Annotated in this window: 11 protein-coding genes; 10 read left to right on the top strand and 1 reads right to left on the bottom strand. The window is 72.2% G+C overall.

Translation table 11 applies throughout. The annotated features are described in order from the left end of the window. Nucleotides 1-310 precede the first annotated feature (310 nt). Nucleotides 311-1,159, bottom strand: coding sequence for a YicC/YloC family endoribonuclease (locus FQY64_RS13950; protein ID WP_146475243.1), 849 nt, complete (start codon nucleotides 1,157-1,159; stop codon nucleotides 311-313). Between the two features lie 104 nt (nucleotides 1,160-1,263). On the opposite strand from FQY64_RS13950, the gene rph reads away from it, so the two are divergent. From rph to FQY64_RS14000, 10 genes are all read left to right on the top strand, one after another. Beyond that, on the top strand, nucleotides 1,264-2,010 hold the full coding sequence (gene rph / locus FQY64_RS13955; RefSeq protein WP_146475245.1) for a ribonuclease PH: 747 nt from the start codon (nucleotides 1,264-1,266) through the stop codon (nucleotides 2,008-2,010). Beyond that, on the top strand, nucleotides 2,007-2,600 hold the full coding sequence (gene rdgB, locus FQY64_RS13960; protein WP_146475247.1) for an RdgB/HAM1 family non-canonical purine NTP pyrophosphatase: 594 nt from the start codon (nucleotides 2,007-2,009) through the stop codon (nucleotides 2,598-2,600). Before rph ends, rdgB begins: the two co-directional genes overlap by 4 nt. Before the next feature lie 119 nt (nucleotides 2,601-2,719). Beyond that, nucleotides 2,720-3,877, top strand: coding sequence for a radical SAM family heme chaperone HemW (hemW, locus tag FQY64_RS13965; protein ID WP_146475259.1), 1,158 nt, complete (start codon nucleotides 2,720-2,722; stop codon nucleotides 3,875-3,877). Nucleotides 3,878-3,956: 79 nt separating this feature from the next. Further along, on the top strand, nucleotides 3,957-6,320 hold the full coding sequence (locus FQY64_RS13970) for a DUF1631 domain-containing protein (RefSeq protein WP_146475249.1): 2,364 nt from the start codon (nucleotides 3,957-3,959) through the stop codon (nucleotides 6,318-6,320). Continuing rightward, a complete protein-coding gene (locus FQY64_RS13975; protein ID WP_186761029.1) occupies nucleotides 6,317-6,670 on the top strand; it encodes a PilZ domain-containing protein in 354 nt (117 codons plus the stop codon). The genes FQY64_RS13970 and FQY64_RS13975 overlap by 4 nt, the downstream gene beginning before the upstream one ends. A gap of 62 nt (nucleotides 6,671-6,732) precedes the next feature. After that, nucleotides 6,733-8,052, top strand: a complete 1,320-nt coding sequence (gene pepQ / locus FQY64_RS13980; RefSeq protein WP_146475251.1) for a Xaa-Pro dipeptidase — start codon at nucleotides 6,733-6,735, stop codon at nucleotides 8,050-8,052. 171 nt (nucleotides 8,053-8,223) lie between these two features. Next, entirely contained in the window at nucleotides 8,224-8,505 is a 282-nt protein-coding gene (locus tag FQY64_RS13985; protein WP_146475253.1) for a hypothetical protein, read from the top strand. A 90-nt stretch (nucleotides 8,506-8,595) separates the two neighbouring features. Beyond that, a complete protein-coding gene (locus FQY64_RS13990) occupies nucleotides 8,596-8,928 on the top strand; it encodes a hypothetical protein (RefSeq protein ID WP_146475255.1) in 333 nt (110 codons plus the stop codon). A 14-nt stretch (nucleotides 8,929-8,942) separates the two neighbouring features. Continuing rightward, entirely contained in the window at nucleotides 8,943-9,374 is a 432-nt protein-coding gene (locus FQY64_RS13995; RefSeq protein ID WP_146475257.1) for an SAM-dependent methyltransferase, read from the top strand. Nucleotides 9,375-10,256: 882 nt separating this feature from the next. Then, a partial coding sequence (locus FQY64_RS14000; protein WP_222431796.1) for an ExeA family protein occupies nucleotides 10,257-11,186 on the top strand: 930 nt, incomplete at its 3' end.

The following is an 11,186-nucleotide window of genomic DNA, read 5'->3' on the forward strand; positions in this document are numbered from 1 at the left end:
AATCGGGAATCGGGAATCGGGAATCGGGAATCGGGAATCGGGAGTCGGGAGTCGGGAGTCGGGAGTCGGGAGTCGGGAGTCGGGAGTCGGGAGTCGGGAGTCGGGGGTCGGGGGTCGGGGGTCGGGGGTCGGGGGTCGGGAGTCGGGAGTCGGGAGTCGGGAGTCGGGGGTCGGGGGTCGGGGGTCGGGAGTCGGGAGTCGGGATCGGCAGTTGTGTCCCGTGAGCTGGAGCAAGTCGGATGGTCTGCTGCTCCTTACGATTCCCGATTCCCCATTCCCGATTCCCCATTCCCGATTCCCGTTACCCGCGCTACTCGATGTTCTGCACCTGCTCGCGCACCTGGTCGATCAGCACCTTCAGCTCCACCGCCGCGGCCGAGCTGCGGGCGTCGACCGACTTGGAGCCGAGCGTGTTCGCCTCGCGGTTGAACTCCTGCAGCAGGAAGTCGAGCCGGCGGCCGACCGCCTCGCGCAGGCCGAGCACGCGGCGGGCCTCGGCGACGTGGGCGTCGAGACGGTCGAGCTCCTCGTCGACGTCGAGCTTCTGCAGCCAGATCACCAGTTCCTGCTCCAGCCGGCCCGGATCGAGCGGCATCGCCAGATCCGCCAGCCGCGCTTCCAGCTTCGCACGCTGGCCGGCGCGGATCGCCGGCATCATCGCGCGCACGTCGGCGGCGATGGCCGCGATCGCCTCCACCCGTTCGCGAATGACGGCAGCGAGCTTCGCGCCCTCGCGCTCGCGCGCCGCGACGAACTCGTCGATCACCGCATCCAGCAGCTCCAGCGTCTCCGCCTGCAACGCCGCCGGATCGACGGTCGGCGTGCGCAGCACGCCCGGCACCGCCAGCAAGGTGGCGAAGTCGGTGTGCAGCGCGGGAAAGCGCGCGGCCAGATCCTGCGCGAGCTGGCCGAGCTCGCGCACGCGCTGCGGATCGAGTTCGAGCGCCGCGCCGCCCTCGGGCGCGCGCAGACGCAGGCTGAGATCGACCTTGCCGCGCGCGATGCGGGCGGCGATGCGCTCGCGCAGCGCCGGTTCCAGCGCGCGCAGGTCGTCGGACAGGCGCACGCCGACTTCGAGGAAACGGTGGTTGACCGAGCGCAGCTCGCAGGCCAGCGTGCCCCACGCGGTCGGGCGTTCGCCGCTGGCGAAGGCGGTCATGCTGCGGATCGGCATCGGTGTCCCCGGGTCGGCGGCGGCAGGGCCGCAAGGGAGCGAATGGTAAACTCGCGCGCCCTTCGCCGGCCAAGTCCAGGGCATTCAGCATGAGCACCCCCGTCCCGCCCGGTTTCGCCCGCCCGAGCGGCCGTCTGCCCGCGCAACTGCGCGAAGTGCGCATCGAGCGCGGCTACACCCGGCACGCGGAGGGCTCGGTGCTGGTGAGCTTCGGCGAGACGCGCGTGCTGTGCACCGCATCGGTCGATGCGAAGGCGCCGGCGTTCCTGCGCGGCAAGGGCGAAGGCTGGGTCACCGCCGAGTACGGCATGCTGCCGCGCGCCACCCACACGCGCTCGGACCGCGAGGCCGCGCGCGGCAGGCAGGGCGGACGCACGCTGGAGATCCAGCGCCTGATCGGCCGCAGCCTGCGCGCGTGCGTGGACCGCGCGGCGCTCGGCGAGCGCACGATCACCCTCGATTGCGACGTGCTGCAGGCCGACGGCGGCACCCGCACGGCCGCGATCACCGGCGCCTACGTCGCGCTGGTCGATGCCTGCCGCTGGCTGCTGGCCCGGCGCGAGATCGCGCGCGATCCGATCCACGGCGCGGTGGCGGCGGTGTCGGTCGGCATCTGGCGCGGCGTGCCGGTGCTCGATCTGGATTACGCCGAAGACGTCGACTGCGACACCGACATGAACGTGGTGATGAACGACGGCGGCGGTTTCGTCGAGGTGCAGGGCACCGCCGAAGGCCACGCGTTCCGCCGCGACGAACTCGATGCCCTGCTCGATCTGGCCCAGCAGGGCTGCGCGCGGTTGTTCGCGCTGCAGCGCGCGGCGCTGGAGGGCGCGTGACGCGTTGGGTGCTGGCCAGCGGCAATGCCGGCAAGCTGCGCGAGATGCGCGCGCTGCTCGCCGAAACCGGCATCGAGCTGGTGACGCAGGGCGAACTCGGCATCGCCGACATCGAGGAGACCGGCCTCACGTTCGTCGAGAACGCGCTGTTGAAGGCGCGCCACGCGGCCGCCGTCAGCGGGCTGCCCGCGCTGGGCGACGATTCCGGACTGTGCGTGGATGCGCTCGGCGGCGCGCCGGGGCTGTACTCGGCGCGCTATGCGGGCGGCCACGGCGATGCGCGGGCCAACATCGCCAAGCTGCTCGATGCGCTGCGCGGCGTGCCGGATGAGGCACGCGGCGCGCATTTCTACGCGGTGATCGTGCTGGTGCGGCATGCGGAGGATCCGCAGCCGCTGATCGCCGAAGGGCTGTGGCGCGGGTGCATCCTGCACGCGCCGCGCGGCGCGGGCGGTTTCGGCTACGACCCGGTGTTCTTCGATCCGGCGCACGGCGGTTCGGCGGCGGAGCTGGAGCCGGCGCTCAAGAACCGCATCAGCCATCGGGGCCAGGCGCTGGCGGCGCTGAAGGCGCGTTTGGCGGCGCTTTAGCGGCGCGGGCGCATGGTGGTGCACCTTCCCGTCGCGGCGTCCTCCTCCCGACTCCTTCCCCGCCAGCGGGAGAGGGGCTGCCCTGCGGCTTGCGTCGCCGCGCTTCGACAACCATGCCCGTGGCCCCACTGATTCCGCCGCCGCTGTCGCTGTACGTGCACCTGCCGTGGTGCGTGCGCAAGTGCCCGTACTGCGACTTCAACTCGCACGAGGCGCGGACGGCGTTGCCGTTCGACGCCTACGTCGAGGCGCTGCTGGCGGATCTGGAGTTCGACCTGCCGCTGGTGTGGGGCCGCACGGTGCATTCGGTGTTCTTCGGCGGCGGCACGCCGAGCCTGTTTCCGGCGGAGGCGATCGACCGCTTCCTGCAGGGCGCGAGCAGCCGCCTGCGCTTCGCGCCCGATGTCGAGATCACGCTGGAGACCAATCCCGGCACCGCCGAGCACGGCCGCTTCGAGGGCTACCGCGCGGCGGGCGTGAACCGCCTGAGCTTCGGCATCCAGAGCTTCGACGACGGCTGCCTGCAGCGGCTCGGCCGCATCCACGACAGCCGCGAAGCGGAAGCCGCGGTGAAGCAGGCGCAGGACGCCGGCTTCGACGACATCAACCTCGATCTGATGTTCGCGCTGCCGCAGCAGACGCCGGCGATGGCGGAGACCGACGTCGAACGCGCGATCGCGCTGGCGCCGGCGCACGTCTCGCACTATCAGCTCACGCTGGAGCCGAACACCGTGTTCGCCGTGCGCACGCCCGAGGGGCTGCCCGACGAGGACACCGCCTGGACGATGCAGGAAGCCTGCCAGGCGCGTCTGGCCGCGGCCGGCTATGCGCAGTACGAGATCAGCGCCTACGCGCGGCCGGGCCGGCAGTGCGCGCACAACCTCAATTACTGGCGCTTCGGCGACTACCTCGGCATCGGCGCCGGCGCGCACGGCAAGCTCACGCTCGGCAGCGAGCAGAGCATCCTGCGCCGCTGGAAGCACAAGCATCCCGCGCGTTATCTCGCCACCGCGGGCACCGCCGGGGCGATCGGCGGCGACGAGCGCATCGCGCCGGAGCAGCGTCCGTTCGAATTCATGCTCAACGCGCTGCGCCTGCGCGAAGGCTTCACCCTCGCCCTGTTCCGCGCCCGCACGGGGCTGGACGACGAGGCCATCGCCGCGCCGCTCGAGCGCGCCATCGCGCGCGGCTGGCTGGCGCGCGAGGACGGCGAGCGCATCCGCCCCACCGAGCTGGGCCTGCGCTTCGCCAACGACGCGATCGCGCTGTTCCTGTAAGGCCAACGGCCGGTCCGTGACTGGCCCTGCCCCCCTCGCCGTGTTATGAAACGGCGTATCGCCGCGTCGACCGGAAGCCATGTCCGCAACGACCGACCCGCAAGGGAGTGCGCCACCGACCCTGGCGACCGCAGGCCTGCCTCCGCGCGTGCGCCGCGCGCTGGAGCGGGTGCTGCGCGCCGTCTCGCTCGAACTGGAAACCGGGCTCAACGCGACCCTCAACGATCTGGAGCAGGAGCTGTTCCGGCTCGCCGATCGCGCGCGCAGCGGCTCGATCGAATCCGTCTACCTGCAGTCGCTGCGCGCGGTGCGGCACAGCCGCGCCGACCTGCTGCCGCGCATGCTGCTGATCCTCGAAGGCCAGCTCGCCGCGATCCGGCGCGCGCCGCCGAAGGCCGAGGCGGATGCGCCGCAGCCGATCGATTTCCGCAACCTGCGGCTGGTCGACGACCGCGCGATCGAAGAGGAAACCCGCCTCAACGAACTGGCCGTGCGGCAGGAAGCGCGCGCCGCGCTGCCGCTGCATCTGCTCGGGCAGCGGTTCGGGGTGCTGGCGGGCTCGCCCGCGTTCGACGCCGAGCGCCTGCCGGTGGGCCCGCGCGCGCTGTGCCGCGCGCTGCGCGACGCCTGCCGGGGGCTGCATCTGGAGGAAGCCGAACGCGACCTGCTGTATTCGACCTTCGACCGCCACGTGCTGGCGCGCTATCCCGCCTTCGCCGAGGAGCTCGACCAGACCCTCGCGCGCGAGGGCATCCTGCCCGGGCTGACCTACGTGCCGATCCGCACGCAGCCGCGGCCGCAGAGGCGCGATGCCCCGCCTGCGGCGAGCGCCGACGGGAAGCCCGTCCGGCGCGTGCGGCGCGCGGAGCGCACGCCCGCCGCGGCCGATCCGGAAGCGCCCTACATCGGCTGGCTCGGCGTACCGGCCGGCGAGGCGCCCGCGGCGCGCGCGCCGGCAGACAGTGCGAATGCCACGCCGCCGGCGCCGGCCGGCGCCGCGGAACCCGCACTGGAAGTCACCGACGAGAACGCGTTCGAGAACCTGCGCAAGCTGCTCGCCGGACGCCGCCAGTTGATCCAGAAGCTCGGTTCCGGCCGCGGCGAGGCCGGCACGCCCGTCGGCACCACCGAGGTGCTCGGCGCGCTGGATGCGATGCGGCGCGCGGTGTCGCCCACCGGCACGCCGCACGGCAGTCTCGCCGACATCCGCCAGATGGTGCTGGCGCAGGCGCGGCAACGGCACGGCGCGCGCGCGGCGCTGTTGCCGGCCGACAACGACGCGTTCGAGCTGCTCGGCCTGCTGTACCGCCATCTGGAAGGCGAAGTGCGCAGCGATGCGCCGGCGGCGGAGCTGATCCGCAGGCTGCAGGTGCCGCTGTTGCAGGTGGCGCTGCGCGATCACGCGTTCTTCGTGCGCCCGCACCATCCCGCGCGCGAGCTGCTCAACACCGTCGCCGAGGCGGCGGCGAAGTGGCTCGGCGAGGACGATTTCGACCCGCAACTGCTGGCGCCGCTGCAGCAGGCGGTCAGCCAGGTGGTGAAGGATTACGACGGCGATCTTGCCGTCTTCGAGGCCAGCAACAAGCAGCTCCAGGGCCAGCTCGAGGCGATGGCGCGCAAGGCCGAGCTGCTCGAGCGCCGCCACATCGAAGCCGCGCGCGGCAAGGAGCGCCTGGAGCTGGCCAAGCGCCAGGCCGGCGAGACGCTCGCACGGCTGATCGGCGAGCGCACGCTGCCGAAGTTCACCCGCGCCCTGCTCAACCAGGCCTGGTGCGACGTGCTCACCCTCACCCTGCTGCGCCAGGGCGAGGATTCGGTCGAATGGCAGAAGCAGGTCGACGCCACCGCGCGCATGATCGAGGCGTGCAGCGCCGGCAGCGGCGAGGCCGATCCGGCGCTGGTGGCGCTGATCGAGCGCTCGCTCAAGCAGGTGGGCTACCACGACGAGGAGGCCAACGCGATCGCCGTGCGTCTGGCCGGCGGGCGCGAGCACGACGACGACGATGCCGCCACCCGCACCGAGCTTGCGATCAAGCTGAAGGCGCGCGCGCGGCTGGGCGAGGAGACGGCCCGAGCAGGCAAGGCCGAGATGCCGCCGCGCACGCCCGCCGAGCAGGCGCGCTACGACCAGTTGCGCGCGCTGCCGTTCGGCACGTGGTTCGAGTTCGTCACCAACCAGCAGGGCGACGTCGTCCGCCGCCGTCTGTCGTGGTTCAGCACGGTCAGCGACCACGCGCTGTTCGTCAACGCGCGCGGCCAGCGCGTGGCGGAAATGTCGATGGACGCGCTGGCACGGATGATGGCGGCCGGGCAGGCGCGGCTGGTCACCGCCGGGCGCGCGCGGCTGGTGGATCGCGCGTGGCAGGCCGCGCTCGCCACGCTGCGCAGCCTCACCGGCGGCAACGGCAATTCCGAACCCTCGCGAGCCGGAGGCGTGCGATGAGCCAGCCCGAGTACCGCCGCGCGCCGCGGCGCAAGGTCAGCGACAACGTCCCGGTGCTGGACACCATGACCGACCAGGTGGTCGGCCAGCTCGGCAACCTGTCGGAGACCGGCATGCTGCTGATCGGCAGCGCGCCGCTGGTCGAGGACGCGCTGTACCAGTTCCGCTTCGCGCTGCCGGCGCCCGGCGTGGCCGATGCGACCGTCGAGGTCGGCGCGCACCTGCTCTGGCGCGAGGAAACCCGCGGCGGCGGCCAGTGGTGGGCCGGATTCCGCTTCATCGGCGTCGGCGGCGACCAGCTCACCAAGCTGCTGGCGTGGCTCAACGCGCCGGGCGGGGAGTACGCCTGACACGGGCCCGGCGCGGCGCGTTCCGGCACAATCGGGCGCTCCTCCACCACGCCCGCCGTCCGATGTCCGACCTGGCCCGCCTGTACGCCGACCATCTCGCCGTCCTGCACCAGCGCACCGCCGAAGCGCTCGCGCGCGGCGGCTTCGACCACCTGGTGATCCCCAGCGGCACGCTGCTCTACCAGGCATTCGACGATCGCGACTATCCCTACGCCGTCAACCCGCATTTCAAGCATTGGCTGCCGGTGACGCGCGCGCCGGGGAGCTGGCTGGTGGTGACCCCGGGCGCGAAGCCGAAGCTGCTGTACCTGCAACCGTTCGACTACTGGCACGTGGTGCCGCAGGCGCCGTCCGGATACTGGGTCGATCATTTCGACATCGTCGTGATCCGCACGCCGGAAGCGGCGCTGCCGCACCTGCCGGCGACCGCGGCGCGCTGCGCGATCGTCGGCGAGGCGCAGAGCGCGCTCGGCGAGTTCGCGCCGAACAACCCGGCGCAGGTATTGGACTACCTGCACTACCACCGCGCCTACAAGACGCCGTACGAGATCGAACTGATGCGCCGCGCCAGCGCGCGCGGCGTGCGCGGCCACCGCGCCGCCGAACGCGCATTCCGCGCCGGCGCGTCGGAGTTCGGCATCCACCTGGCCTACTGCCAGGCCGCCGGACAGGATGCGATGGAGCTGCCGTACAGCAACATCGTGGCGCTCGACGAGCACGCGGCGATCCTGCACTACACCGACCGCGACCGCGTGCCGCCGAAACCCGTGCGCAGTTTCCTGATCGACGCCGGCGCCAGCCACGAGGGCTATGCCTGCGACATCACCCGCACCTACGCCTGGGACACCGGCAGCGAGTTCCAGCGCCTGATCGACGCCGTCGACGCCGCCCAGCAGCGCATGTGCGACCAGGTGCGTGCCGGCCACGACTACCGCCGCCTGCATCTCGACGCCCATCTGATGCTCGCCGGCATCCTGCGCGAGTTCGGCATCCTGCGCATGAGCCCCGAGGCGGCGCTCGAAACCGGCGTCAGCAGCGCGTTCTTCCCGCACGGCATCGGCCACGGCATCGGCCTGCAGGTGCACGACGTCGCCGGCTTCGCCGAATCCGACCGCGGCGGCAGCATCCCCAAGCCCGACGGTCATCCTTACCTGCGCCTGACGCGCACGCTCGAACCCGGCATGGTCGTCACCATCGAGCCCGGCATCTACTTCATCGACATGCTGCTCGACCCCCTGCGCGACTCGCCGCACGCCGACGCCATCGACTGGGCCCGCATCGCCGAATTCCGCCCCTACGGCGGCATCCGCATCGAGGACGACGTGGTCTGCACCGACGGCGAGCCGGTCAATCTGACGCGGGAGGCGTTTGCGGCGGGGTGATCCCCAGCGAGTGGCGGCACGCCACCATCGAAGGCGCGCGCGAGAAGCCGGAGCACCGGATTGCGCCAGCCCTGCACTGCTGGTGCGGGGGCACGATCTCCCGCGGCCGGCGCATGGACTCGGCCGATTCCTCGCGGTAGCGTGAATCAGTCCCGACACGGAGTTGGCCGCATGGAACGCCTAGCGAAGCGCCGGTCTGTCCATCGAGTGCTGGTTTGCCTGCTCGGTCTTGGAGCAGCGCTTCGGCTCTGGGCGTACCTGCGCTTCGAGAGTCCCGACAATCTTCTTGCCGGACTTGGTTACGGACTGCTGGCGGTGGCGGTGCTCGCCGAGGATCGGGCGAAGGACCGGCGCGCGCGGGGAAGCGACTTCGCGCCGCGTCCGGCGGCCGTCCTCGGCTATGTCGCCGCGTTCCTGGTGCTGTGGGCGATAGCATTGCGGTCGCTGGCGTAAGCGCACGATCTGCAACCTGGCATGGCCGCCTGCGGCTGGCGGACCGATGGCGGCTATGCTGCCCGACTCACACTGCGGAAGGAGCCAACGATGCGTGCAGCGGCGATGGCGTTGGCGCTCGCGGGATCGCTGGCCGGCTGCGCGAAGCCGGTGCCGGTCGAGAAGGCCGAGTACGTGGGAACCTGGCAGGGACCGCAGATGACGCTGACGATCCACGCGGGCGGTCGCGTGCTGTACGCGCGTCGGCGCGGCGATACCTCGACCTCGGTCGATGCGCCGCTCAAGCGGTTCGAGAACGAGGACTTCATCGTCGGCGTCGGCCCGTTGGAAACGCGCTTCGACGTGGCGCGGCCGCCGCACCGCGCGGGCGGGGCGTGGCGGATGACGGTGGACGGCGTCGAGCTGACCCGCACGGCGCGATAGCGGACGCGGCATCGGTGGCCTCGCCGCTTTCCCGCCGCCTCGCCGCGATCGTCGATGCCCTGCCGCTGCGACCGGGGCTGCGCGTGCTGGAGATCGGCTGCGGACCGGGCGCGGCGCTGCGCGAGGTCGCCCGGCGGATCGGGCATGGTCACGCCTGCGGCATCGACCGCTCCGCGGCCGCGATCCGGCAGGCGCGCGCGGCGCTCGCAGGCGAGCTGGCCGCCGGTCGGGTGTCGTTGCGCCAGGTGGCGATCGAGGACTTCGTGCTGGCCGCGGACGAGGCGCCCTACGACTTGGCGTTCGCGGTGCGCGTGGGCGCGCTGGACGGGCGGCATCCCCGCGCCGGGCGCATCGCCCTGCAACGGCTGCGCACCGCGCTGGTGCCGGGCGGGCGGCTGTACGTGGACGGCGGCGAGCCGCTGCGGGTGGTGAGCCTGGAGGAGTGACGCCCGGGACCCGCTTCACCCCCTCCCGGCCTCCCCCTGCAAGCAGGGGGAGGAGTCGGGGCTCGCTCTCCTGCAAGGAGCGGCGAAGTTGGGGCTCCCTCCCCTGCGTGCAGGGGAGGGTTCGGGAGGGGTGAGGTCGGCTTCGGAGCGCGCCTCCCCGACCGCTTCACCCCCTCCCGGCCTCCCCCTGCAAGCAGGGGGAGGAGTTGGGGCTCGCTCTCCTGCAAGGAGCGGCGAAGTTGGGGCTCCCTCCCCTGCGTGCAGGGGAGGGTTGGGGAGGGGTGAGGTCGGCTTTCGAGCGGGTGTCGCCCGACCGCTTCACCCCCTCCCGGCCTCCCCCTGCAAGCAGGGGGAGGAGTTGGGACTCGCTCTCCTGCAAGGAGCGGCGAAGTTGGGGCCCCCTCCCCTGCGTGCAGGGGAGGGTTGGGAGGGGTGAGGGCGGCTTTCGAGCGGGTGTCGCCCGACCGCTTCACCCCCTCCCGGCCTCCCCCTGCAAGCAGGGGGAGGAGTTGGGGGCCCCTCTGCAAGCAGGGGAGGAGTTGGGGCCCTCTCTGCGAGCAGGGGGAGGAGTTGGGCCCTGCTCGTTCAGGAACGTGATGCAAGGCACGGCGGTTGCATCCCCGCGACGGGGATGCCGCGTGGCCGAGGGGCGCCATGCCGGGCATCCGGGACACACCGGGGAGGCAGCGTGACGCACGACCAGCACGACGGGCCCGCACAGGGCGGAAAACCGGCGTTTTCGGTGCGACCGTTCACGGCCCGACGGCTTTCCGTCACCGCTCAAGCGGCGGAGATCCGCGCCGCTAACAGCGTCAGGGTGCGCCCGCCGGGCGGTGCGGTGCATCGATCGCAGCGGCGCATGGCCGAGGGGGAGCGACGCGGATGACCACCTTGTATCTCGACCACTTCGGCCTGGGCGAAGCGCCGTTCTCGATCACGCCGAACCCGCATTTCTTCTTCGCCGGCTGCAACCGCGGCTCGATGCTGGAGGCGCTGCGCTACGCGGTGCAGGCCGACGAGGGCATCGTCACCGTGATCGGCGAGGTCGGCAGCGGCAAGACGATGCTCTGCCGCATGCTGCTGGAGCATCTGCCGCCGCAGGTGGACGCGATCTACCTCGCCAACCCGTCGTTCTCGCGCAACGAGATCCTGGATGCGATCGCGCACGACCTCGGGCTGTCGGCCGACGCCGACGGCGCGCCGACCCGGCTGGACGCGCTCAACCGCGAACTGATCGCGCGCTACGCCGCCGGCCGGCGGGTGGTGCTGTTGATCGACGAGGCGCATGCGATGCCGGCCGAATCGCTGGAGGAGGTGCGGCTGCTGTCGAATCTGGAAACCAGCCGCCACAAGCTGCTCAACATCGTGCTGTTCGGCCAGCCGGAACTGGCCGCACTGCTGGCGCGCCCCGCGCTGCGGCAGCTCCGCGAGCGCGTGGTGCAGCGTTTCGAGCTGGGCCCGCTGCCGGCCTCGGACGTGCGCGATTACCTCGAATTCCGCCTGCGCGCGGCCGGCCATCGCGGCAGCTTTCCGTTCACCGCCAAGGCGGTGGCGCGCATCGGCCGCACCACCGGCGGACTGACGCGCCGCATCAACATCCTGGCCGACAAGGCGCTGCTGTCCTGCTTCGCGCGCGACGGCACGCAGGTGGACGTGCAGGACGTGGCGCGCGCCGAGCGCGACGTCGCGTTCGCGCCGGCGCGTGCGCCGTCGCCGCGATGGCCGGCATCCGCGCTGGCGGCGGCGATCGCGCTGGCCGCGGGCACCGTGGCGTTCGCCGCGGGGCTGGCGGTGGGCCGGCAGGCGCCGGAC

The organism is Vulcaniibacterium thermophilum, from assembly GCF_007923255.1.
GTDB lineage: Bacteria > Pseudomonadota > Gammaproteobacteria > Xanthomonadales > Xanthomonadaceae > Lysobacter_F > Lysobacter_F thermophilum.

Coding starts and splice junctions, on each gene's coding strand:
- FQY64_RS13950 (WP_146475243.1), bottom strand. CDS start 1,159: ATGACCGCCTTCGCCAGCGGCGAACGCCCGACCGCGTGGGGCACGCTG.
- rph (WP_146475245.1), top strand. CDS start 1,264: ATGAGCACCCCCGTCCCGCCCGGTTTCGCCCGCCCGAGCGGCCGTCTG.
- FQY64_RS13970 (WP_146475249.1), top strand. CDS start 3,957: ATGTCCGCAACGACCGACCCGCAAGGGAGTGCGCCACCGACCCTGGCG.
- FQY64_RS13975 (WP_186761029.1), top strand. CDS start 6,317: ATGAGCCAGCCCGAGTACCGCCGCGCGCCGCGGCGCAAGGTCAGCGAC.
- pepQ (WP_146475251.1), top strand. CDS start 6,733: ATGTCCGACCTGGCCCGCCTGTACGCCGACCATCTCGCCGTCCTGCAC.
- FQY64_RS13985 (WP_146475253.1), top strand. CDS start 8,224: ATGGAACGCCTAGCGAAGCGCCGGTCTGTCCATCGAGTGCTGGTTTGC.
- FQY64_RS13990 (WP_146475255.1), top strand. CDS start 8,596: ATGCGTGCAGCGGCGATGGCGTTGGCGCTCGCGGGATCGCTGGCCGGC.